The organism is Paraburkholderia atlantica (assembly GCF_009362785.1).
Taxonomy (GTDB): Bacteria; Pseudomonadota; Gammaproteobacteria; order Burkholderiales; family Burkholderiaceae; genus Paraburkholderia; species Paraburkholderia atlantica.
In genome coordinates this window covers 201,428-222,440 of sequence record NZ_WHNQ01000003.1, presented here as the reverse complement: position 1 = coordinate 222,440, position 21,013 = coordinate 201,428, and the positions used below count along the sequence as shown (strand labels likewise).

Below are 21,013 nucleotides of genomic sequence, written 5' to 3'. Positions count from 1 at the left end.
TAATTTTACACTGGTCAGTTTACTTTTCTTGAAAATAAACTACACTGCCGGGTGTACATTTTCTTCGAAAGGTCAACTTGATGACGTCGCTTCCCGCCTATGTCCGCCGAATGCTCGGCGTGAACGCCGCGCAACGCAGCCGCGCGAGGTTCGGCCTGTCGCCGCAGCACGACGGCGAGCGCTTTCGCAACGTCAAGCCGCGTCCGGCGGAAAGCCTGCGCAAAACGCTCGGCCTCGCGTGGACGGTGCTATTCAACAAGCCGCGTGGCACCGTGCCGGCCGACGCATTGCCCGTCGAAACGCTGACACGCGCGCAACTCGAGGCGGCGCCCGATCGCAGCCTGTACCGGCTCGGTCACTCGACGATGCTGCTGAAGTTGCGCGGCAAGTTCTGGCTGACCGATCCCGTATTCGCCGAGCGGGCGTCGCCGTTTCGCAATCTCGGTCCGAAGCGCTTTCATGCGCCGCCGATCTCGCTCGACGATTTGCCGCCGCTGCACGGCGTGATCTTGTCGCACGATCACTACGACCATCTGGACCGCGAGACCGTCCTGATCCTGGCGCAGCGGACTGAGGTGTTCCTGACGCCGCTCGGGGTCGGCGACCGGCTCATCGAATGGGGTATCGACGCGGCGAAGGTCCGGCAGTTCGACTGGTGGCAGGGCACGGTGGTCGAAGGCATCGAGTTCACCGCGACACCCGCGCAGCACTTCTCGGGGCGCAGCCTGTTCGACGGCAACCGCACGTTGTGGGCGTCGTGGGTGATCGTCGATAACGATCTGCGCGTGTTCTTCAGCGGCGACACCGGCTACTTCGATGGTTTCAGCGCGATCGGCGAGCGCCTCGGACCCTTCGACGTGACGTTGATCGAGACCGGCGCGTACGACGCGATGTGGCCATACGTTCATATGCAGCCTGAAGAAACCGTGCAGGCGCATATCGACCTGCGCGGCCGCTGGCTCGTGCCGATTCACAACGGCACCTTCGACCTCGCGATGCATCGCTGGCAGGAACCGTTCGAGAGGGTGACGGGGCTGGCGCTCGCGCGCGGCGTCGCGCTGTCGACACCGCGCATGGGCGAGCGCCTCGATCTGACCGCGGTGCATCGCGGCGAACGCTGGTGGCGCGAGGTGGCGGAAACGGTCGCTGCGCCGAAGGCTGCGTGGCGGATGTGTGCGTCGTGCCGAGCCGGCGCGGAGGAGTCTTCCTGAAGTCTTCCGGGTTAATTCTTCAGGTCGGCGAGAATACGTTCCGCGAGAAAGTCACACACAGGCCGCTTCGAAGCCGCGCTTCGCGCCAGCACGACTTCGAGCGTGCCGATTTCCGGCAGGCCATTCGCGGCCCCCAGCAGCGAGAAGTGAGCCGGTACCGCGCACTTGGCCAAAGGGGTCACCGCGAGTCCGGCCTCGGCCATCGTCAGCAGACCCAGCAGACTCGGACTCTCATACGACGTTCGATACGTGATGCGCGCACGCTCCAGACTCCGGATGGCTTTCTCTCGCGCGACGCTGCCAGGCAAAAACACGGCGATGGGCAAGGGCCTTTCGCGCCAGATCTCGGTCGCGCCCGGGGCGGCGGCCCACACCATCGGTTCGTGACGCAGGAACTCGCCGTGCAATCCTTTCACGCGGGTCGCGCAGACGAGATCGACCGTGCCGTCCTTCAACATCGGCTCGAGCGCGACGCTTGGCAGCCCCACCACCTGAATCTCCACCTTCGGATAGGTCGCCGAAAATTTCTTGAGGATCGGCGGGAACAGTGACGTCGCATAGTCGTCCGGCACGCCGATCACCACGCGCCCGGTCACGTCGGGCCGAACCACCGCTGCCCACGCTTCATCGCGCAGCGCGATCATCCGTCGTGCGTAGGTCAACAGCATTTCGCCGTCTTGCGTCGGCACCACGCTGCGAGGCTTGCGCACGAACAGCGCCTTGCCGAGCGCCGTCTCGAGCGTCTTGATCTGCATGCTCACCGCCGATTGCGAGCGATGCACGACCTGCGCCGCGCGACTGATCGTGCCGGCGTCTGCCACCGCGATGATCATCGACAGCACGTCCAGATCGAGCGCTTTCATTTCCGTTGCCATGATGATTGATATCAGAAAAGTAGATCGATTCCATCAATATTATGCGATTTTCTTTTGTCAATACACCATCGATAGTGTCGCCAAAGGAGCCCATTGATGAATGCACGTACCAGCCCATCGATTCTGGCCTCGGCCTATGGCGCGGCCGCGCCATCGTTCGTGACCACCGCATCGAGTGTTGCCATACCGTATGTCGAGTCCGGGCGCGGTGAGCCGATGGTGTTCGTGCACGGCTCGCTTTGCGACTATCGCTACTGGGACGCCCAGGTGGCCTCGCTGTCTGGCCGGTTTCGCTGCTTCGCGCCGAGCTTGAGCCATTACTGGCCCGAGATCGATGCGTTTGGACACAGCGACTTCAGCTGGGAGACGCACGTCGAGGAAATGGCCGGATTCATCACCGCGCTCGACCTGGCTCCTGTTCATCTGGTCGGTCATTCACGGGGTGGGTGCGTGGCTTTCCATCTCGCGCGCGAATATCCGCGCCTCGTCAAAACGCTGACGCTAGCCGACCCTGGCGGCCCGCTGCAAACCGAACCGAGGGGGCAGCCCGCGTTCATGCCGCCGGCGACCAACGTGTTGCGCGCCCGGGTCGCGGAACTGATCGAGCGGGGCGAGTTCGACGCCGGCTTGTCGATGTTCGTCGACTCCGTGAGCATGCCGGGGTATTGGAACAAAAGCCCGGAGAGCTTTCGTCGTATGGCGCTCGACAACGCGCTCACGCTGCCGAAGCAGTTGCTCGATCCGCTTCCCGCCTATACGCCGGAAGCCGCGCGCGATATCAAGTGTCGGACGTTGTTGATCGACGGCCAGAGAAGTCCCCGCATGTTCCGCAATACGGTCGACAAGCTCGAACAGTGGATCGAGTTTGCCGAACGCGAAACGATCGACGGTGCGTCGCATGGGATGAATGTCGCAAGACCCGATGCGTTCAACCGGGCGGTCGCGACTTTCGCCGCGTAGACCGCCCACGCATCGCGAGCCGCTCAGTGTTGAGACACGGCCAGCAAGGTATCGATCTTGTGATCCTGGGCCAGCAGTTCGGCCGCCGTGCTCGAATGAATGACCGAACCGCGCTCCAGCACCACGGCGTTGTGCGTGATGCTCAGCGCCTTGCGCGCGTTCTGCTCGACCAGAATCACGGACAGGCCTTCGTCGCGAATGATCTCCGACAGGATGCGCATCAAGTCCTGCACGATGATCGGCGCGAGCCCTTCTAGCGGTTCGTCGAGCAGCAGCACCCTCGGATTGAGCATCAGCGCGCGGCCGATGGCCAGCATCTGCTGCTCGCCGCCGGAAAGCTGGTTGCCCATATTGGCGCGGCGCTCCTGCAGGCGCGGGAACATCCTGTAGATGCGCGCCAGGTCCCACGGACCGGGCACCGCGATCGCGGTCAGGTTCTCTTCGACCGTCAACGACTTGAAGATATTGCGTTCCTGCGGCACCCAGCCGATGCCGGCCAGCGCGCGCTGGTGCGGCTTGAATCCGGTGACGTCCTTGCCATCGAGCCAGATCCGCCCGCTAAACCGACGCGTGTGACCGACGATGCTGTTGATCAGCGTGGTTTTACCCGTGCCGTTGCGGCCAAGCAGCGCGAGAGCCTGGCCTTGATCCAAGGCCAGATCGATCCCCGTCAGGATCCTGGCTTCGCCGTAGCCCGCTACGACTCCTTCCAGTTTCAGCAATTCAGACATATTCACCTCCAACCAGCTCCTCGCCCAGATACACGGCCTTCACGCGAGGATCGCGGGCGATGTCGGCGCATGCGCCCTCGGTGAGCAGACCGCCGCTCACCAGCACCGAGATGCGGTTGGCGAAGCTGAACACCAGGTCCATGTCGTGCTCGATCAGCAGAATGGTCACGTCGTCGGGCAATGCGGCGACCGTATTGAGAATCTCGCGACGCTCGCCGTCGGGAACACCGGCCACGGGCTCATCCAGCAGCAGTACGCGCGGCTTTGCCGCCAGCGCCAACGCGATTTCGAGCAGGCGCTGCTTGCCGTAGGGCAGTACGCGCGTTTCGCGACTCATCACGTCGAGCAGCTTGCACTGTTCGAGCAGTGAAGCGACTTCGTCCATGATTTCGCCGCGCCGGCCGAGCGCACGCCAGAAGCGCGCGCCCAGACCGTCGCGCTCGGAGATCGCGACGGACAGCGATTCGGCCGGCGTCATGTGCTTGAACAGCTGGTTGATCTGGAACGTGCGGACGAGCCCGGCGCGAGCCCGCTTGTGCACGGACAGCGACGTGATGTCGTGGCCTTCGAGCTCGATGCGGCCCGAAGTCGGCGACAGCACGCCCGTCAGCTGATTGATCAGCGTGGTCTTGCCGGCGCCGTTGGGGCCGATCAGCGCCTGGCGGGCGCCTTTCTCGACGCTGATCGACACGTCATTGGTGGCGACGAGGCCGCCGAAGCGCTTGATCAGATTGAATGTTTGCAGTGCGATCGTCATGCGTTACCTCCGCTGCGACGGAACCATGTCCACGGACGCACGAGCCGCTCGTGACCGACGATCACGATGATCACCAGCAGCAGGCCGATCCAGAACTGCCAGTATTGCGGCGTGATGTCCGCCAGCCGGTCCTGCATGAACCGGAATACGACCGCGCCGATGATGCCGCCATACAAATAACCCGCGGCGCCGATCATCAGCATCAGCAGCACGTCGGCCGAGCGGTGGAAGTCGAGCACGTCGAGCGACGCGAAGCCGGTGGTCTGCGCGAGCAGAGCGCCGGCCACGCCCGCGTAGGCCGCGCTCAACGTGTAGACGGCAGTGCGGCGCAGGTTGACCGGCACGCCCATCGCCGCGGCGCGAAGCGGATTCTGGCGGATCGCCTGCAGCGACATGCCGAACGGCGACTTGACCACCGCGCGGCCGATCACGAACAGCACGAACAGCGTGACGATCGAATACGTGTAGGCCACCTTGCCGAACAGATCGAACTCGATGTGACCGAAGAGCGGCACCATCGGCACACCCGTCATGCCGTCGGCCCCGCCGGTGAGCCAGCCGAGCTTGTTGGCCAGTTCGTGCAGGATCGAGGCCACGCCGAGCGTCACCATCAGGCGCGTGAGGTCCGAACCGCGCATCACCAGCACGCTGGTGACGAGGCCCGCCAGCGCCGCGACCCCGCACGAGAGCAGCATGCCCAGCAGCGGATCGACATTGAAGTGCTTGGCCAGCAATGCAGCCGAGTAAGCACCGAGACCGAAAAAGGCCGCATGGCCCAGCGACACGATGCCGGTGTAGCCGAGGATCAGGTCCAGCGATACCGCGAACAACGCGAGGATCGCCATCTCGTTGAGCAGCAGGTAGTTATTCAGCGGCATCACGCAGACGCCCAGCGCCGCGATCCAGAAGACGATTTCCACGGGGCGCCAGCGCGACCATTGCCTGCCCATGCTGCGGACCTCTGGCACGATCGTCGATGTGCTCATTTCGTTAGAAGTTGCCGACTTCATTTGCCCCCCGCCCTGACGAATAGACCCTGTGGTCGCCACATCAGGGTGATGATCATGACGCCGTAGATGATGAACGCCCCGAGATCGGGGATGTAGTATTTGCCCGCCACGTCCGCGATGCCGAGCAGCAGCGAAGCCAGCAGCGGACCGGTCAGCGAGGTCGTCCCGCCGACCGCGACCACGACCAGGAAATAGATCATGAACTTGAGCGGGAAGATCGGATCGAGGCCGAGCATGTTCGCGCCGAGCGCGCCGCCGAGGCCGGCGAGGCCCGAGCCGAACGCGAAGGTGGTCAGAAACACGAAGTTGATGTTGATGCCGAGACCGCTCGCCGCGCGCGGATCATCCACCGATGCCCGCAGGCGGCTGCCGAAGCGGGTCCGGGTCAGAATCAGCTGCAGCGCGATGACGAGTACCACGCAGACGAGGATCACGAACAGCCGGTAGTAGCCGATGCCGATGCCGGCGAACACCGTGCGGCCCTGCAGCCATTGCGGCAAGGTCAGGAACTGCTGGGTCGAGCCCATGAAGTAGTCGACCGTCGCGATGGCCATGAAGGTCAGGCCGATCGTAAACAGCACCTGGTTGAGTTCGGACTGCCCGTACACGCGCTTGTACAGCGTGCGTTCGAGAATGCCGCCAAGCACCGCGGACGCGACGAACGCGATCGGCAATGCGCACAGGAAGGGGATGCCCAGACGCGACATCGCCAGCACGGTGGCATAGCCGCCTACCATGGCGAAGGCGCCGTGAGCGAGATTGACGAAGTTCATCAATCCCAGCGTGATGGCCAGACCGCTCGCCAGCACGAACAGAAGCATACCGTAGGCAATACCGTCGAAGAGAATGGTTAGCATGAGTTTTTAACGCCAAAACGCCGCGACCCTGGCAGTGCCAGGGGCGCGGCGGGCAAATCGAAGCGATCCAGATACGGCTTGCCTCGCTTTCGCGAGCTTATTTGATCTTGGCCGGGTCCTTGACGGCGTCGACCTTGTCGAACGACACGTTGAACAGCTGGCCATTCACGCGTTCGGTCCGGGTGATGTACACGTTCTGGACCATTTCACGCGTCTGCGGATCGAGTTCCACCGGGCCGCGCGGGCTGTTCCATTTCTGGCCCTTCATCGCGGCCAGCAGCTTGTCGCCGTTGGTGTCGCCCTTGGTGGCTTGCAGCGCCGCGTAGATCAGGTGCATGCCGTCATACGCGCCGACGCTGTGGAAGTTCGGGCGCATGCTGGGGTTGGCTTTTTCGAAGGCGGCCACATAGGCGCGGTTCTCGGGATTGTCGAGAGCCGCCGAGTAGTGCATCGATGTCACCGTGCCCAGCGCGACGTCCCCCATGGCGTTCAGGATGTCGTCATCGACCACGTCGCCGGTACCGATCAGTTTGATGCCCTGTTTGCTCAGGCCGCGCTCGGCGAACTGCTTCATGAACACGGCGCCAGCGCCCGACGGCACGAAGATGAACAGTGCGTCAGGCTTCAGGTCGGCGACTTTTTGCAGGAACGGCGAAAAGTCCGGGTTGGCGACCGGCACGCGCAGTTGCTCGACGACGTTGCCGCCCTCCGCTTCGAACACCTTCTTGAAGGAGTTCTGCGCGTCGATGCCGGGACCGTAGTCGGCCACCAGCGTGACCACCTTCTTGATGCCGTTCCTGGGCGCCCAACGCGCGATGCCCAGGGTGTTCTGCGGCAGCGTGAAGCCCGTGCGCACGATGTAAGGCGACTGTTCCGTGATCATCGCGGTGGCCGCGTTCATCACGATCATCGGCACCTTCGCCTGGGTCGCGAGCGGCGCGGCGGCGAGCGCCAGCGGCGTGAGCCCGAAGCCGGCCAGCACCGACACGTGATCCTTGACGATCAGCTCCTGCGCGAGGCGCTTGGTGGTGTCCGGGACGTTGGTGTCGTCCTTCAGGATGACCTGGATTTTCTTGCCCGCGACCGTGTCGCCATGCTGGGCCATATACAGCTTGACCGCCGCGTCGACCTGACGACCCGTGGACGCGAACGGACCGCTCATCGGAACGATGAGCCCGACCTTGACCACATCGTCCGCATGGGCGACCACGCTCGAACCTGCCAGTACCAGCGCGGCGGCGGCCTTAAGCAAAGTGCGCTTCTTGTTTTGCATTCGATTTCCTTGCTAACGAACCACGTAACAACGTTGAAAATCGGACCCCTTGTTCATTGCTGGGAGAGCGCTGTGAGCGGGGTCCGGCGTAACGGTTTGCGCACCCGAAGCCGAGGGATTGATTGATCGGTTGGGAGTGGCGGCGGTCATGAAATGCGGCAGTGAGCCTGCCAGTGGCTAATGACCGTACTGTGTCGTGTCGTGGGGAGTGGGCACGAGATGGACGTGGCCGCGATGCGATCGGCGCGTGCGCCGCTGGACCGGCGCTCGGGCGGGTCGGGCGGATAATGCGTTGACGTCAATCAGCTTGCATCCGAACATCTTTTGTCCCCTCTATGGAGGCCTCTCGATCGTGGCCCGCTCGGCTGCGAACGCGTCCGGCCATGCCGGCGGTGCAGGTATCTGTTCGTTTTCTGAGTGCGCTTTTCGACTCGCCGATGTGGCGGTCGCCCCGGCGCCGCAGAAGACGTTATGCGCTGTCTTACGCGCGTGTGCGATGGTAGCGGCTGGCGGCTCGCGAAGCTGCGCTGACTACGTCCGCCGTCGACATCCCGATCCAACCAATGACGGCATGCTGCTTGATCTTGTTGGCCTGCCGTTCGCACCCAGCACGATAAGCACGCGCGGCGCGGGTTGAAAGAGCGGGTTAACCACATACGCATTGTTCTGTATGCATCGCGCATTGCCGGGCCCGTCTGCGGGTGGTGGTGATCTGTGGTGCGCGGAGCCTCGCCCCCGGTAGGCCTCGACGAACATCGCGAGTGAAGCATCCAGGCCTTGTCTGGCGTGGTCTCGCGTCGAGCGCGATAAATGGATTAGATGCCCTCTGAAGGAAATCGCAACCCTTGAAAGCGTGCCGCCGGGAGACTTCGTCCTCTCGGCCGGAACGCCGCGGCAGCGAATGTCAATCGACTGATGCCTCTAAATCGGATGCCCGAATGGAGCTTTCTCGCGCTGCCCGCTGCGCGGTCGTATCGGGCCGCGATGGTGATGAAGCGATCCGTGACCTGGAACCGACGTTGCCGTATCAGTCGACAGCGAATACTGCTACCTGTTGCACCAGCGTGCCTGATTGCTCCTGGAGCGAGCTCGCCGCGGCGGCTGCCTGCTCGACCAGCGCGGCGTTCTGTTGAGTGACCTTGTCCATCTGCACGATCGCCTGATTGACCTGCTCGATGCCCTGATGCTGTTCACGGGACGCAGCGGTAATCTCGCCCATCAGGTCGGTCAGGCGACGCACGGCGGACACGACTTCGTCGATCGTGCGGCCCGATTCGTCGACCTGGGCTTGACCGGTCTTGACGCGAGCGACCGACTCGTCGATCAGTTCCTTGATCTCCTTGGCGGCGGCTGCGGAGCGCTGCGCCAGGATGCGCACTTCATTGGCCACGACGGCGAAGCCCCGGCCTTGTTCTCCGGCTCGAGCTGCTTCGACCGACGCATTCAAGGCAAGAATGTTCGTCTGGAACGCAATGCCTTCGATCGTGCCGATGATGTCGGCCACCTTGCCTGAACTGTTCGAGATCTGGTGCATGGTCTGGACGACACGCTCCATCACCTCGCCGCTGCGCGCCGCAACCTCCGACGCATTGGCGGCCAGAACGTTGCCCTGTTCGGCGCTTTCGGCGTTGCGGCGGACCGTGGCGGTCAGCTCTTCCATGCTCGAAGCGGTTTCTTCCAGCGACGCAGCCTGCTGCTCGGTCCGCGCACTGAGGTCGAGGTTGCCTGCGGCGATCTCTTTGGTTGCCGTAGCGATCGCGTCGGAGCCCTTGCGTACGTCGAGAACCACTCTACTCAAGCTGTCGTTCATGTCCTTCAGCGCGTTGAGCAGATGGCCGGTTTCGTCTTTGCTGGTGACCTCGATCTTCTGGGTCAGGTTGCCCTTCGCGACAGTCGACGCAATATTGACGGCTTCCGCGAGCGGGCGGGTGATGCTGCGTGTGATGACCCAGCCAAAACCAACGCTCATGGCAAGGACCGCCGCGCCCAGAGCGGCCAATATCAGGCAGCTCTTCTGCGCGATGTCCGTGATGGCGGCGGTGGCTTTGGTCGTCCCGGAGACCTGAAATTGGTGTATGTCGTCGAGTGTCGCCGTGTAACCGACGTAGACCGGCAGCAGGTCTTTGTTCAGGGATTGGATAGCCTGGGTGCGCAGTCCTTCGGCGTGCAAGCCGACGATCTTTTCGATGCCGTGATCGTAGTCCGCGCTTTGCTTCACGAGCCGCTCGCCCACTTCGGGACGCGCGAGCGATTTCGACAACGTTGCGATCGTTTCGTGCAGCGTGGATCTGCTGGCGGCGATCGTATCCAGCGATTTCTTTTGAACGTCCGGATCGTCGTTGAGAAGCAGGTTCCGGACGGCGACCGCGATCGCGTCCAGCTGATGTCCGGCCGCGTTCACGTTCAATAGACGCGGCAGGTTGGTCTTGTCGACAGCGGTGGCCTGATCGTTCAGACGTTGAAGCATCAGGATTCCGATGCCCACCGTCATTGCGGAAAGTAACAGTACTACCAGGAAGCCTGCTCCGATTCTGTTACCGATCTTCATGTTGGAAAACTGCATGGTTGTTATTGCTCAGTTCTGTGTCCGGCTGGAATAGGGGAGTCGTCTGTGCGACGACCAGGCTGGGCAAGCGAGCCAGATGCTTGTTGGGCCTATTCCTTATGTCGGCTTCTGTTTGAAGAACTGAAGCGCGATTTGAGCTGGCGATACGCGCGCGACGGCGTCGGACGGCGTCGTATCGTCGCTGCGTGAAGCGTGCGAATCGCCTGTTACGCCGGCGAATATCTGCTGACGGGCGGCATCGGTACAAATTGCCTCGTGAGCGGCAACGGGATTGCGAGTCCGGCTCCACTCGAAACACTGGCAGCCAGCGACGGCCGGACACGGATTTTGCTCGCGTAAAAGCGGGGCCGGGGCCTCGACCACAAGGAGGACTTTCAATGAAAGACATCGATTTGAACCAGCGCATCGAAGAAATCGAACTGGCTCTTTCCACGCTATTCGAGTCGCCGAAAGCGCCGGCGATCAGCGGCTACGACGACGGCCGGACCTTCTTCATCCAGGCCTCCTGGGTGATCGAGTCACATGGCGACACGACGCTGGACGCGCGATGCGTGCTCACACTGCGCTTTTCGGCTTCGCAGATTCAGCGTTACGCGCAGATGGACACGGCACAACGTATCCTCGTGCGCGAACGCCTGTGCCAGATGGTCCGCGATCGCCTCCGTGCGCAAGGCAAGGAACTGCCCTTGCAGGGAGAGTGCGCCGAAGATCTGCACGTGGAGGATCGGCTGCTGGATGTCGACGATCAGCTCTGATCCGTCGCGGACGGTGTACGTCCGCGTCGACAAGTGACTAGCACGACTCTGCGCTCCCGACCGGGGGATGCAGCGACTCGAGCAGCTTAACCAGCCTTGCCTGCTGGTGCGGAGTCAGTCCTTGAGTCGCACTCACCTGCTGGACACGCGCGCGCCAGTAGGTCCGGCTGAACAACGAATCCACGCCATCGTGAGACAGGATCCGTTCGAGATGGGAAATCGCATCTCCAGCAGTCAGGGGGGTATAGGGGCTCTCCCTGTCCGGGGGCCCTTTCTTGATTGTTGTGTTCATCCACTTCTCTCTCAGGTGGTGACCGGCTGGGTCTGGTCGTGTACGTCCGACTTCAATCGGCCAGTTTGTGCCAAACAACGCTTGCGAGGCGCGTGCGCCCGCCAGCTACCTGGCGAGCCAGGTAGCGTGACGCGCGCTGGTCCTCGTAGCGACGCGACCCATCGCAAGCGGCACGGCCCTCGGTGTTCAGCAAAGCTCCGCGGCGGCCACCCACGGCATCGTCTCGAACTGCCTGAGAACGGTGTGCAGCGATCCGGAGAACCTGTCGGCAAACGCGATCGTCATGTCTTCGACATCACGTTTGCGGTTGCTCGTGATCCGTACGTCCTCGATGGCATCGGCGACCGGCATCAATACCTGCCACACTGCGGCGACCCGCATGCCGCCGCGCCTCGTACGAACCGTGATCTGATGGCCTGTGGCCTTTTGTTGTCCGGTGATTTCCGGTGTCATTCTTCAGCCCTCTCGATGTATCCGATTTTTTATTGACGCGGTCGACGCACTTACATTCGCCCGCGCGGTTGATGCCACCACTCATGATGATCCAGGTGGCGTAGCAGTCTTGCCCGTATGCGCTCACGGCGATAGTGATCGATCACCATGAGCATTGCGATGCTGAGGGCCGAGCCCCCAATGATCAGGCCCATCCAGGTCTCACTCATGACACGTTCCTCTCTCATGGAAGCACAGGGGTGTTGCGTGAATGGTTAACGCCGATTCGTCCGGTGTTCCGGCGCGCACCGGCGCGGTATGTCGCGTCACTGCATGTGCTGGCCGCCGTTGATCGCGATATTGGAGCCGGTCACGAAGCCGGCATCTTCCGAGCACAGATAGAGCACGAGCGCCGCGACTTCGTCGGGCTTGCCGAGACGTCCCATCGGGATATGCGGCAGGACCTTCGTGTCGAGGATCTCCTGCGGAATCGCGGTGACCATCTTGGTGGCCAGGTAGCCCGGCGAAATCGTGTTGACGGTGACGCCTTTGCGCGCCACTTCCAGCGCCAGTGACTTCGTAAAGCCGTGCATGCCGGCCTTGGCCGCGGCATAGTTGGTCTGGCCGACCGAGCCTTTCGAGCCATTGACGGACGAGATATTGACGATGCGTCCCCAGCCTCGTGCGACCATCTCCTCGCACAGCGGCTTGGTCATGTTGAAGACCGAGTCGAGGTTGGTGCGAATCACCGCATCCCAGTTCACCTTGTCCATCTTCCTGAGGGTCATGTCCTGGGTGATGCCTGCGTTGTTGATCAGGATGTCCACCGGGCCGACTTCCGCCCGAATCTTGTCCGCGCAACGCTGGCATGAGTCGTAGTCGGCCACGTCGACCGGGTAAGCGCGAAAGCTCCGACCCTGAGTTTCCATGTCCGCCAACCATTTGTCTGCACCAGTGTTGCTCGGCGAGTGCGTGACTACCACCGCATACCCTGCGTCGTGCAGTTTCGTACTGATCGCTTCTCCAAGGCCGCCCATGCCGCCCGTTACTACTACGACTCGTTTTGTCATCCTTTCCATCCGTGATCGATATGTCTGCGAGGTTCGTGAATACCCAATGGCCGTCTCGCACAACCCGCCATTGTTTTGCCACAACGCGTTGCCGCCTCCAGCGTCATGGGAGGAACGGCTTCGGCATTGATTGAACTGCGCGGGTTTTTATAGGCTTGTGGTATTGCGCGAATGGAGCTCAGTGCGTCGGCTAGCAGCGACACGCCGCGCCAGCGCACTGCTCAAAGATTCCAGATGCCCCGAATGGTGCTCCCCGCCTGCCGGTCCGGGCCAGCGAGTTTCTGTGTTCCTTCAAACGCTTCGGTGGCGGGAGAAAAGAACGTCGACACTTTCGTTCGGCAGAATTTCAGTAAATCTTCGGACGAAAGGTCTTTCATTGCTTCTCCTGGATTGAATTTCGAACCCGCCTGCCCCGGAAACCATATCCGCAATCAGTATGCGGAATATCGTCGGTGAGGATCCCGGAGTAAAAGTCTTATTAGTAAGACTAAATAAACACTGAAAATGAATTGTGCCGAATCGCATTTTCATGTCTGTATTCATCAGTCGAAATACGACATGCTGTTTTTCCATCGAGTCACAGCCGACCAATTAGCCCGGACCCGCGCCGGTAGGTCGTACGGCTGCTCCGACGGTTCGATCTCTAATTCAACTGTCATCAGATGAGATAAACAATCGATTTTAGAGGGTTCATTCTAACTTCAAAATGTTAAATTTTCGGGAAGAAGGGGTAGGTGAATACCCTGATTCAGCAATCGCCGCCATCGCAGATGGTTGCCGGGCCAGGTCGATGTTTTGTGCGTCGAAACAACGGACTGGAACAGCCGGGGGCGAGGAGTGGGCGCTTCGACTGATTCCCAAGGCATCCCAAAATGTCAGCAACGGCCGGAATGACACCACCCCGCACCGGGATGAATCATTGCATGACGTGCAAGAAATGACAATTCCGCCGACGCTTCCTTGCAACGCGGCTGCCGCCCGACCAAGTCGCCAAAATCGCTCGCGAATGTAAGCGCAAATACGCTAATCAGTACATTACCGGGCCTTCAGCTCGGGGGATGAGGAATGCTGCGGCGCGACACGGTAGGTGAATGCGCGTCTTGGTGGTGCGCGGGACCATGCGGTGCGAAGGCGAATGCAGGCGCACATAGAACATCTATCCCGTGCGAGCGTAGGATGGAAGCGATTGATCGATGCGTCTGGAGGAGGCGTCATGAAGGCGGTGTGCCCGCTGCACGGCCCAACGACCATCGTCGGCACGAACGCGTATGGATTTCCGATCTATGCGTGTTGTCGCGACGACGTTCCCTATGTCACGCCGCCGGACGCCTGTACGCGTGAACCGGTGAGGCGCGGACCAGAATCGAGGCCGCCACCGCGGCAGCCGCGAGCAAAGGAATCACGCTGAGATTTGCCGGCAACGTTACGCTCGCAGCGAGGCGTTATCGGCTTCCGTTGCAATCGATCAACGCATCAACGAGGCGCCAGTCCTGCCAGTCGCAAAAGTCGAGCAGTAGGGTGCCGCTTGGTCCCGGACGAGTCGCGAGCCGCTCGGCAAGCTGGTCGTGAATACCGCGATGCTGTGTATCGCCACACGCCACGACGACCGGTGGTGCCGCCATCCCTGTGCCGCTGCAAAAGTTGATGACCCAACGCTCGTCGCACAGGCCAGGCGCGAGATCTAGAAGCGAATCGATGGCACGCCATTTGTAAGCGATCGATGCCGGCACTGGCACGCGAAACTCATCCTGAATGGTGAACGGAGCCGGCACGTCGTCGATATCGAACGTCGCGTTGTCAGGCCAGGCAGTCAGGTCTATGCCGAGCGGCTTGTCACTCGCAAAGCGCCGCAGTAGCACGATGCTCCCGCGCACCGCCTCCAGCAGCGGCAGTTCGGAAGCAAGGTGCCAGCGCACCGCAGCGTGTCGCTCCACATACCATTCGAAGGTCGCGGCGAACGCGCGGACGCAGTCACTCGCGGGCCATTCGTCCTTGACCGACATGACGATGGATTCGCTCGGGTGACGCGCGAGAAACTGAGCGCATGTCCGTATCACATCGTCGAAACTCAGACCCAGCGAGATGCCGCCGTGATGAATCGCAAACCGATCGCGGTCATGGCGGCAGCGGATGTCGAGGACTCGCACGCCATGGTGAAACTGATCGTCGAGCGCAGCATGTTGTGTGCGCGCGAGCCGGTCATCGACCGTGTAGGCGCAGGTGTCATGGCTGCCCGGCAAGGTCAGTGCAGACAGCAAGCGGCTGCCATCGATGGTCGACATCCAGTCAGCGGGCGAAACGGTGGGATGGCTCAGGACAGGGCGCAAGAAAACCTCTGGATAAGCAAAGCGTCTGCTGCAACGGCGACGCGAAGTTGGAGCGCGTTACTTCAATCCGCCCGAAAAGCCCTGCAGCAGATAGCGCTGCACATAGCCCGCGAGCAGAAGCGTCGGCACCGACGAAATCAACCCCGCGCTCATCAGTTCGCCCCAGTCGATGCCGTTCTCGGTCACGTAACCCGCCATCGTGAGCGGCAGTGTGAAATGACTCGGCGACGAGACGAACAACAGCGCCAGCAGAAACTCGTTCCACGCGATGATGAACACGAAGATCGCGGTGGCAACGAGACCTGGCGCGCACAGCGGCATGACGATGAAGACGATCCGCTGCGCGAGGTTCGCGCCGTCGAGCGCCGCGGCCTCCTCGAATTCGATCGGCACGTCGCGCACGAACGGCAGCAACATCCAGATCGCCATCGGTAACGCGTACAGCTGATAGGCGAGTACCAGCCCAAATAGCGAATCGAGCAGATGAAGCCACTTGGCCAGCGAAAACAGCGGTACGGCCACGGTGATAGGCGGCATCAGCTTCAGTGCCAGCACGAGCATCAGGAACAGCAGATCGAGTCGCGCCGGAAACGCCAGTCGCGCGAGCGCATAGGCCGCCGGAAAAGCGAGCGCGAGTGCGAGCAACGTGGCGCCCACCGCGACCCACACGGAGTTCAGCACCGACTGGGCCATGCCGCTTTCCCACACCGCCGCGAAATGCTCGAGCGTGGGCGCCGAAGGCCACAACGAAAGCGGATGGGCGAGGCGTTCCAGCGTCGGCGTAAAGGCCGCGCCAGACATCCATATGCACGGCAGCAGCAACACCGCCAGCGCAGCGACCCGCAACAGTCCTCGCAGCGCGGCACCGGACGAGCGTCGCGCGAAACCGCGCAACCGGGCGAGCGGCATCAACGGTCGCGCTTGACTGCCGATTTCCATATGTATCCCGAGACCAGCACCGCGCACGTGAGCAGCATCAATACCGAAGCCGCGCTGGCAGGTCCGACGTTGAAGAAGCGGAAACCCGTGTCGTAGATGTACGTCGATAGCGTCTGCGTGGCATTGCCGGGACCGCCGCCCGTCAACGCGTACACTTTGTCGAACAGCTTGAAGGTATCGATCGAGCGCAACAGCATCGCGAGGGCGACGTGAGGTGCAACGAGCGGCAGCGTGATGTAGCGCAGGCACTGCCATTCGTTCGCGCCGTCGGTGCGTGCCGCCTCGGCGATTTCAGGCGGAATCGACTGTAGCCCCGCGAGAATGATCAGGAATGCCATCGGCGTCCACTGCCAGACATCGACCAGCATCAGCGACCACAGCGCGAGGTGCGGATCGGATAGCCAGGGCACCGCCGGCAGACCTACCGTCTTGAGCAGCGCATTCAGAAAGCCGCGGTAATTGAGCCAGTTGCGCCAGATGGCGGAGCACACGAGCGTCGAGAGCATCATCGGCAGCACGGCGAGCGGCAACGCGATGCGCCGGCCCGCAAACGCGCGGACGAACAGCAGCGCGAGCGCGAGTCCGAACAGCACTTCGGCGAGCGAGGCCACGATCATGAACTGGATCGTATTGACGAAACTCATGCCGAATTCGCCGTCAGCGATGACCGATCGATAGTTGGCGAGCCCGATGTACGAGCGATGCCCCGACGCGTAATCCACCGAGAAAAACGAATCGATCAGCACGCGCGCGACCGGGTAGAGCGCTAGCACGCAGAGCACGAGCGCGGCTGGGCTCATCAGGACGAGCAGCGGCAGATAACGTCGCAACCGGCTCATCGACTCGTTTCCACGCTTGCCTGCGCTGTCACTGCCGCTATCACTGCACTGCGGCGTTGGCCTGGGCGATTTTCTGCGCGGCCTGATGCAACGCTGCGTCGGGCGCGGCCTGCCCCGTCAGCGCGAGTTGCAACGCGTCGCCGAGAATCGCCTCGATCTGCTGCCAATCCTTAACGCGGGGCCGCGCCCGGCCCGCTTCGAGCGCCTTCAGCTGGTCCGGATACCAACGATATTGCTTGACGAGTGCCGGATTGACGAAGACGCTCTTGCGCGTCGGCGGAATGCCGAGCACGGCCAGTTGTGTTTGCGTCGCCGACGAAGTCAGGTAAGCGAGGAAATCCGCCGCTACTTTCGCATGCGCGGCATCTTTCGCGATGCCCATTTGCCAGATGCCGAGCATCGGCGCCGGTCCCTTGACCTGTCCGGGCGGCGGTTGCAGCGCGACCTGGCCGACGACGCGCGATTTCGCCGGATCGTCGAGCGCGGGCAGCCAGGCGGGCCACACTTCGATGGCTTGCGCGGCCGTGCCGCCCTGCAATGCGTCGCGCACTTCACCGGCGCCATACACGTCGACGTCTTTCGGTGCCCACTTCTTCAGCGCGAGCAGCATTTTCAGCGCGGCCAGTGCTTCGGGCGAATCGATCGTGACCTTGCCGTTCGTGTCGACGACTTCTCCGCCATAGGCCCAAAGGATCGGCAGAAAACCGGTGACGACGGGGTTGCCCTTCACGCCGCGAAACACGACAGCCGACACGTCCTTGTCGGCGGTACCGATGGTCTGTGCGATCTTCAGTACCTCGTCCCAGTTGCGCGGCGGCTGCAGGCCGCGACTCGCGAGCAGATCCTTGCGATAGGCGAACATCTCGGCATTGCCGACGACCGGCATCGCGTACAAGGTCCCCGTCGGCGCGCGTCCGAGGGAGACCGTCGACGTCACCATATCGGCGTCCGCGAGCGCGGCGGGCAGCGGCTGAAGCCATCCGTTGGCGATGAATTCGGGGGACCAGGTGTCGTCCATCATCACCAGGTCATAGGCGTGCGTGTTTTCGCGTAACGACAGCTTCAGCTTCTGATACAGGTCGTTGTTCGGCAGCTTCAGCAACTCGATATCGACGCCCGGGTGCTGTTTCTTGTAGCCGTCCACCGCCTGCGCGAGTCCGCGGCCGTAGATGTCGTCCCGGCCTGCGATCACCAGATCGGCGGCGTGCGCGCCAAGTGCGGCGATGGACAGGCAAGCCGCGACGGAAGCCGCGCGCAGACAGGCGAACAGGGTCGTTCGCTGGATCATTGAAGCCATGGCTCTTGAATTCCTCTTGGGGAAAGGCGTATGCGTACGATGAGTCCAGATCAACCCATCCCGCTTGTTTTTATCGCGCGCGTAGCGTTGCGAAAATAGATGCCAGATGCGGCAGCGGGAATTGCAGCAACCTATCATGACGTACATATGTCAGCAAGCAGGGTTGCCGCGTAATGTTCGGACCCGCACGCAGGCACGCTTGCCATCTTCAGGCTGATCGCGATGCGAGTTGATGCGCTGCGTCGCGAGCGATTGCGAGGTGGCAGGACGTTGGTCCATTGAACCGTCGCACGAAGTTCGCAATGCTTCGGATGACGAATAAGGGAGAAGGAGAAGGCCGCTAATTTCACGCTACATAGCGATAGCTCTCACACAGAAAAGACCGCTTCCGGCAGCGCGAGCGGCAGAATTTTTTCCGCTGTGCACCATGAAGTCCGTAGGGACCCGGTCATCGTTTGTACCGATTGAGCGCCGCAAAACGGGTGAATATTGTTGTGTGCGCATTCTTAAGATGCTGCAATGTGGCGGGCAATTGTTGCTCAACGATCCATTCGAATCGGAGATGCATGATGTCCAGTAACAATGTGTGGCGAAACCTTCATTGCGTCGTCGCGACGGGGATGGTGGCGGCGGGGCTAGGTCTGGCGGCAGGCGCCCATGCGGCGGCCGAGCCGATCAAGATCGGCGTGATCAGCGAAGAATCCTCGGTAGCGGGCGCTTCGATCAGCAAGGCGGCGCAGCTCGCCGCGGACCAGATCAACGCGAGCGGCGGCGTCGATGGGCGGCCCATCCAAATCGTCGCGTACGACGACCATTCATCGGCCTCTGACGGCGTGCGCGCCTTCCAGCGCGCGGCGACCCAGGACAAGGTGGTCGCCGTGATCGGCAGCTACATCAGCGAAGTGGCGCTCGCGATGGAACCGTGGTCGGGACGCCTGAAGGTGCCGTTCATCACCCCCGGCGCAGCTAGCAACGATATTTCGAAGCACGTTCACGACGACTACGACCACTACAAGTACACGTTCCACGGCTGGATGACGTCGGCGTTCATCGCACAGTCTATCTGCGATTTCTCGCACGACGTTCTCGTCGGCCAGTTCAAGATGAAAACGACGGTCGTCATGAGCGAGGACGCGGCGTGGACCAAGCCGCTCGACGAACGCTACCTCGAATGCCTGCCCAAAGCGGGACTTCAGGTGCTCGATCACATCCGCTTCAATCCTGATACCTCCGACTTCACGCCGATCTTCAACCAGATCGAGGCGAAGCACCCGGATACGATCACCACCGGTATCAGCCACGTCGGCGTGCAACCGACCGTGCAATGGCACGACCAGCAAGTGCCGATCCCGATGTCGGGCCAAAGCTCGCAGGCCACGACCACGAGCTTCTGGAAGGACACGAACGGCGCGACCGAAGGCGTGATCACGGCCTCGGCCGCGGCGCCGGGCGTGGCGATCACGCCGAAAACGGTGCCGTTCACGGATGCGTACCAGAAGAAGTTCGGCGTTTCTCCGGCGTATTGCGGCTTCACGAGCTACGACCTCGTCTACATCATCGCGGACGCGATCAGGCGCAACAAGGGCTCGACCGATCCGGACCAGATGGTCGACGCGCTCGAGAAAACCGACTACGTGGGCACGATCGGACGCTGGCAGTTCTACGGCAAGAGCGATCAGTTCACGCATGCGCTGAAGTACGGCCCCGGCTATATCACGGGCATCAACCTGCAGTGGCAGAACGGCAAGCAGGTCGCGATCTGGCCCAAGTCGATTGCCAACGGCACGGTCAAGTTCCCGACCTTCATCAAGGTGCAGCAGGCAAGCGCGAACTAGCCGCGCGACGATCGCCACTGTCCGGATCTGCGCTTAGCGAAGATCCGGACAGCGCAAGAATCGACACCCTAACCAGCATGAAAGGCCGCGCATGTTGCTACTGCAGATTCTCATCGACGGCTTTGCAATCAGTTCCCTCTATGCGCTGGGCGCGATCGGCTTCACGTTGATCTTCGGCGTCTCCGGCATCCTGAATCTCGCGCACGGCGGCGTGATGCTGGTCGCGGCGCTGATGGGCTGGATGCTCGCGGGCGAGGCGGGTCTTGGCACCTATCTCGGCACGCTGCTCGGCGTGTTGGCGGGTCTCGTGACGGCCTTCATCACCTACCTGTTGGTGGTGCGGCCCATTCAACGCTCGGCCGCGATTCCCGGCGAAGAGGAGGAGATCTTCGTGCTCACCGGCACGCTGCTGTGGGGCATCATGATCCAGCAGGGCATGGCGTGGCTCTTTACCGACAACCCGGTGACGATGCGCCCGCTGATCAGCGGTGTGGCGATGGTGGGCAGCGTGCGCGTGCCGTACAACGAAATCATGATCGCGGTGGTCTGCTGGGCCGTGATCGGCATGTTGTGGCTGTTCGTGAATCGCACGCGGGCAGGAAAGGCGCTGCTCGCGGCTTCGATGAATCCGCGCGGTCTCACGCTGCTCGGCTTCGAACTCTCCCGGATCTATCTTCTCGCGTGGAGCATCTACGGCGTGCTGGCCGGCATTGCGGGCGTGCTGCTCGCTTCGTTCCTTGGCGTGAGCACGAACAATGCGGGGCAGCTCACGGCCAGCGCGTTCTCGATCGTCGTGCTGGGCGGGCTCGGCAGTGTATCGGGCTCGTTGATGGCCGCGTATGTCGTGGGTTATCTGGAAACCGTCACGGCCTATCTGATCGCGCCGACGCTGCGCCCGCTGCCCGCGTTGCTGCTGCTGGTGCTCGTCGTGTATGTACGGCCCCAGGGCTTCCTGGGACGCCGCTAATAGTGCGAATGGAGCGTACC

At 62.1% G+C, this 21,013-nt stretch carries 19 protein-coding genes; 5 read left to right on the top strand and 14 right to left on the bottom strand.

Annotated features, from left to right (window positions below; all coding sequences use genetic code 11):
• Positions 1–80 precede the first annotated feature (80 nt).
• The gene (locus tag GCT19_RS05530; protein WP_152851265.1) at positions 81–1,211 is read left to right on the top strand and encodes an MBL fold metallo-hydrolase; all 1,131 of its coding nucleotides are present in this window, start codon (positions 81–83) and stop codon (positions 1,209–1,211) included.
• An 11-nt stretch (positions 1,212–1,222) separates the two neighbouring features.
• On the opposite strand, the gene GCT19_RS05525 is transcribed toward GCT19_RS05530, so the two are convergent.
• A complete protein-coding gene (locus GCT19_RS05525) occupies positions 1,223–2,074 on the bottom strand; it encodes a LysR substrate-binding domain-containing protein (RefSeq protein WP_026228833.1) in 852 nt (283 codons plus the stop codon).
• Positions 2,075–2,182: 108 nt separating this feature from the next.
• Between GCT19_RS05525 and GCT19_RS05520 the strand changes: the two genes are divergently transcribed.
• Positions 2,183–3,046, top strand: a complete 864-nt coding sequence (locus GCT19_RS05520; RefSeq protein ID WP_018436184.1) for an alpha/beta fold hydrolase — start codon at positions 2,183–2,185, stop codon at positions 3,044–3,046.
• Between the two features lie 23 nt (positions 3,047–3,069).
• On the opposite strand, the gene GCT19_RS05515 is transcribed toward GCT19_RS05520, so the two are convergent.
• From GCT19_RS05515 to GCT19_RS05490, 6 genes are all read right to left on the bottom strand, one after another.
• Positions 3,070–3,777, bottom strand: a complete 708-nt coding sequence (locus GCT19_RS05515) for an ABC transporter ATP-binding protein (RefSeq protein WP_152851264.1) — start codon at positions 3,775–3,777, stop codon at positions 3,070–3,072.
• The gene (locus GCT19_RS05510; protein ID WP_152851263.1) at positions 3,770–4,534 is read right to left on the bottom strand and encodes an ABC transporter ATP-binding protein; all 765 of its coding nucleotides are present in this window, start codon (positions 4,532–4,534) and stop codon (positions 3,770–3,772) included. The genes GCT19_RS05515 and GCT19_RS05510 overlap by 8 nt, the downstream gene beginning before the upstream one ends.
• Positions 4,531–5,520, bottom strand: a complete 990-nt coding sequence (locus GCT19_RS05505; RefSeq protein WP_152851262.1) for a branched-chain amino acid ABC transporter permease — start codon at positions 5,518–5,520, stop codon at positions 4,531–4,533. Before GCT19_RS05505 ends, GCT19_RS05510 begins: the two co-directional genes overlap by 4 nt.
• Positions 5,521–5,540: 20 nt before the next feature.
• Positions 5,541–6,401 carry a branched-chain amino acid ABC transporter permease gene (locus tag GCT19_RS05500; protein WP_018436188.1) on the bottom strand — a complete coding sequence of 287 codons (861 nt, stop codon included), beginning with the start codon at positions 6,399–6,401 and terminating at the stop codon, positions 5,541–5,543.
• 97 nt (positions 6,402–6,498) lie between these two features.
• The gene (locus tag GCT19_RS05495; RefSeq protein ID WP_018436189.1) at positions 6,499–7,674 is read right to left on the bottom strand and encodes an ABC transporter substrate-binding protein; all 1,176 of its coding nucleotides are present in this window, start codon (positions 7,672–7,674) and stop codon (positions 6,499–6,501) included.
• A 1,027-nt stretch (positions 7,675–8,701) separates the two neighbouring features.
• Entirely contained in the window at positions 8,702–10,237 is a 1,536-nt protein-coding gene (locus tag GCT19_RS05490; RefSeq protein WP_152851261.1) for a methyl-accepting chemotaxis protein, read from the bottom strand.
• Positions 10,238–10,617: 380 nt separating this feature from the next.
• On the opposite strand from GCT19_RS05490, the gene GCT19_RS05485 reads away from it, so the two are divergent.
• The gene (locus tag GCT19_RS05485; RefSeq protein WP_018436191.1) at positions 10,618–10,995 is read left to right on the top strand and encodes a DUF3022 domain-containing protein; all 378 of its coding nucleotides are present in this window, start codon (positions 10,618–10,620) and stop codon (positions 10,993–10,995) included.
• Between the two features lie 478 nt (positions 10,996–11,473).
• Here GCT19_RS05485 and GCT19_RS05475 read toward each other — a convergent pair whose 3' ends face one another.
• The 7 genes from GCT19_RS05475 to GCT19_RS05445 all read right to left on the bottom strand — a co-directional run bounded on the left by GCT19_RS05475 (position 11,474) and on the right by GCT19_RS05445 (position 18,191).
• Positions 11,474–11,740 carry a hypothetical protein gene (locus tag GCT19_RS05475; protein ID WP_018436193.1) on the bottom strand — a complete coding sequence of 89 codons (267 nt, stop codon included), beginning with the start codon at positions 11,738–11,740 and terminating at the stop codon, positions 11,474–11,476.
• Between the two features lie 305 nt (positions 11,741–12,045).
• The gene (gene phbB, locus GCT19_RS05470; protein WP_026228835.1) at positions 12,046–12,789 is read right to left on the bottom strand and encodes an acetoacetyl-CoA reductase; all 744 of its coding nucleotides are present in this window, start codon (positions 12,787–12,789) and stop codon (positions 12,046–12,048) included.
• 221 nt (positions 12,790–13,010) lie between these two features.
• The gene (locus GCT19_RS42625; RefSeq protein WP_193727375.1) at positions 13,011–13,166 is read right to left on the bottom strand and encodes a hypothetical protein; all 156 of its coding nucleotides are present in this window, start codon (positions 13,164–13,166) and stop codon (positions 13,011–13,013) included.
• A gap of 1,065 nt (positions 13,167–14,231) precedes the next feature.
• Positions 14,232–15,071 carry a phosphatidylinositol-specific phospholipase C gene (locus GCT19_RS05460; protein WP_193727374.1) on the bottom strand — a complete coding sequence of 280 codons (840 nt, stop codon included), beginning with the start codon at positions 15,069–15,071 and terminating at the stop codon, positions 14,232–14,234.
• 102 nt (positions 15,072–15,173) lie between these two features.
• Positions 15,174–16,025 (bottom strand): carbohydrate ABC transporter permease, encoded by an 852-nt coding sequence (locus GCT19_RS05455; RefSeq protein WP_152851401.1) that lies wholly within the window; start codon positions 16,023–16,025, stop codon positions 15,174–15,176.
• Entirely contained in the window at positions 16,025–16,894 is an 870-nt protein-coding gene (locus GCT19_RS05450; protein WP_018436198.1) for a carbohydrate ABC transporter permease, read from the bottom strand. Before GCT19_RS05450 ends, GCT19_RS05455 begins: the two co-directional genes overlap by 1 nt.
• Before the next feature lie 40 nt (positions 16,895–16,934).
• Positions 16,935–18,191 carry an ABC transporter substrate-binding protein gene (locus tag GCT19_RS05445; RefSeq protein ID WP_152851258.1) on the bottom strand — a complete coding sequence of 419 codons (1,257 nt, stop codon included), beginning with the start codon at positions 18,189–18,191 and terminating at the stop codon, positions 16,935–16,937.
• A 569-nt stretch (positions 18,192–18,760) separates the two neighbouring features.
• Here GCT19_RS05445 and GCT19_RS05440 point away from each other — a divergent pair.
• Positions 18,761–20,026, top strand: a complete 1,266-nt coding sequence (locus GCT19_RS05440; protein ID WP_152851257.1) for an ABC transporter substrate-binding protein — start codon at positions 18,761–18,763, stop codon at positions 20,024–20,026.
• 91 nt (positions 20,027–20,117) lie between these two features.
• Positions 20,118–20,993 (top strand): branched-chain amino acid ABC transporter permease, encoded by an 876-nt coding sequence (locus tag GCT19_RS05435; protein WP_152851256.1) that lies wholly within the window; start codon positions 20,118–20,120, stop codon positions 20,991–20,993.
• Positions 20,994–21,013 lie beyond the last annotated feature (20 nt).

Bases quoted from the DNA above. Each gene is read 5' to 3' on its own strand.
- GCT19_RS05510 (WP_152851263.1), bottom strand. From the start codon at position 4,534: ATGACGATCGCACTGCAAACATTCAATCTGATCAAGCGCTTCGGCGGC.
- GCT19_RS05440 (WP_152851257.1), top strand. From the start codon at position 18,761: ATGTCCAGTAACAATGTGTGGCGAAACCTTCATTGCGTCGTCGCGACG.
- GCT19_RS05500 (WP_018436188.1), bottom strand. From the start codon at position 6,401: ATGCTAACCATTCTCTTCGACGGTATTGCCTACGGTATGCTTCTGTTC.
- GCT19_RS05490 (WP_152851261.1), bottom strand. From the start codon at position 10,237: ATGCAGTTTTCCAACATGAAGATCGGTAACAGAATCGGAGCAGGCTTC.
- GCT19_RS05460 (WP_193727374.1), bottom strand. From the start codon at position 15,071: ATGTCGACCATCGATGGCAGCCGCTTGCTGTCTGCACTGACCTTGCCG.
- GCT19_RS05475 (WP_018436193.1), bottom strand. From the start codon at position 11,740: ATGACACCGGAAATCACCGGACAACAAAAGGCCACAGGCCATCAGATC.
- GCT19_RS05445 (WP_152851258.1), bottom strand. From the start codon at position 18,191: ATGGCTTCAATGATCCAGCGAACGACCCTGTTCGCCTGTCTGCGCGCG.
- GCT19_RS05530 (WP_152851265.1), top strand. From the start codon at position 81: ATGACGTCGCTTCCCGCCTATGTCCGCCGAATGCTCGGCGTGAACGCC.
- GCT19_RS05520 (WP_018436184.1), top strand. From the start codon at position 2,183: ATGAATGCACGTACCAGCCCATCGATTCTGGCCTCGGCCTATGGCGCG.
- phbB (WP_026228835.1), bottom strand. From the start codon at position 12,789: ATGACAAAACGAGTCGTAGTAGTAACGGGCGGCATGGGCGGCCTTGGA.
- GCT19_RS05515 (WP_152851264.1), bottom strand. From the start codon at position 3,777: ATGTCTGAATTGCTGAAACTGGAAGGAGTCGTAGCGGGCTACGGCGAA.
- GCT19_RS05505 (WP_152851262.1), bottom strand. From the start codon at position 5,520: ATGAGCACATCGACGATCGTGCCAGAGGTCCGCAGCATGGGCAGGCAA.
- GCT19_RS05485 (WP_018436191.1), top strand. From the start codon at position 10,618: ATGAAAGACATCGATTTGAACCAGCGCATCGAAGAAATCGAACTGGCT.
- GCT19_RS05495 (WP_018436189.1), bottom strand. From the start codon at position 7,674: ATGCAAAACAAGAAGCGCACTTTGCTTAAGGCCGCCGCCGCGCTGGTA.
- GCT19_RS05525 (WP_026228833.1), bottom strand. From the start codon at position 2,074: ATGAAAGCGCTCGATCTGGACGTGCTGTCGATGATCATCGCGGTGGCA.
- GCT19_RS05450 (WP_018436198.1), bottom strand. From the start codon at position 16,894: ATGAGCCGGTTGCGACGTTATCTGCCGCTGCTCGTCCTGATGAGCCCA.
- GCT19_RS42625 (WP_193727375.1), bottom strand. From the start codon at position 13,166: ATGAAAGACCTTTCGTCCGAAGATTTACTGAAATTCTGCCGAACGAAA.
- GCT19_RS05455 (WP_152851401.1), bottom strand. From the start codon at position 16,025: ATGCCGCTCGCCCGGTTGCGCGGTTTCGCGCGACGCTCGTCCGGTGCC.
- GCT19_RS05435 (WP_152851256.1), top strand. From the start codon at position 20,118: ATGTTGCTACTGCAGATTCTCATCGACGGCTTTGCAATCAGTTCCCTC.